Source organism: Micromonospora globispora, assembly GCF_003857015.1.
GTDB lineage: Bacteria > Actinomycetota > Actinomycetes > Mycobacteriales > Micromonosporaceae > Micromonospora > Micromonospora globispora.
The window spans coordinates 1-774 of record NZ_QGGF01000757.1 but is presented as its reverse complement, the minus strand read 5'-3'; the positions used below and the strand labels follow the sequence as shown (position 1 = coordinate 774).

Here is a 774-nt window from a genome sequence, read left to right as displayed (position 1 = left end):
CGACGACGGCCACGGGCCGGCGGCGTACGGCAGCAGACAGGACCCTCATGCTCGCCGATCGCACCCGCCAGCGGCGAACCGCACTCACCCGCGTCCCGGCGCGAGGGCGGTGGCCGCGGACCGGGAGACGGCGCGGGACGCCGCGGCCAGCACCGGGGCGGTGAGATCGGGTACGTCGACCGCCCGGAGCCGGGTGAGCCGGGTCACCCGCTCGGCCCGGGCCAGCCAGGAGCGGCAGCCCGGGCAGGAGTCGGTGTGCGCGTCCAGCGCCGCCGACGGCAACCGCGGGTCCTCCCCGTCCAGCCGCGCCGACAGCGCCACGCGTACGTCGTCGCAGTTCATGAGCAGGTAGTCGGGATCGGGGGCGGAAAAGTTCCCGACGTGGGCGGCGCCATAGAAAGGGCCGAAGGACCCTGCCCCGCGCAGCTACGCCGCGTAACCTCGTCTGTCGTGATCCCCGCCCCGCGCGACACCACCGCCGGCCGCCACGAGGCGGGAAGTGACGCTGCCCGGGATCCCGCGACGCACTGGGCGCTGGTCGCCCGCGACGGCGATCCGGTCGCGCAGGCCGCCTTCGTCCGGGCCACCCAGGCCGAGGTGTGGCGGTTCGCCGCCGCGCTGGTCGACCCGGACAGCGCCGACGACCTCACCCAGGAGACGTACCTGCGGGCGTTCCGGGCGCTGCCGGGGTTCGAGGCGCGGTCCAGCGCGCGTACCTGGCTGCTCGGCATCGCGCGCCGGGCCTGCGCCGACCACCTGCGGACGGTGGTGCGC

Annotated in this window: 2 protein-coding genes; one reads left to right on the top strand and one right to left on the bottom strand. The window is 76.4% G+C overall.

The window, feature by feature from the left end; all coding sequences use genetic code 11:
• Positions 1–84 precede the first annotated feature (84 nt).
• On the bottom strand, positions 85–342 hold the full coding sequence (locus tag DKL51_RS33390) for a zf-HC2 domain-containing protein (protein ID WP_124813242.1): 258 nt from the start codon (positions 340–342) through the stop codon (positions 85–87).
• A 108-nt stretch (positions 343–450) separates the two neighbouring features.
• On the opposite strand from DKL51_RS33390, the gene DKL51_RS33385 reads away from it, so the two are divergent.
• Positions 451–774: sigma factor (locus DKL51_RS33385; protein ID WP_311768103.1), on the top strand; the 324-nt coding region annotated here is incomplete at its 3' end.

Bases quoted from the DNA above. Each gene is read 5' to 3' on its own strand.
- DKL51_RS33390 (WP_124813242.1), bottom strand. From the start codon at position 342: ATGAACTGCGACGACGTACGCGTGGCGCTGTCGGCGCGGCTGGACGGG.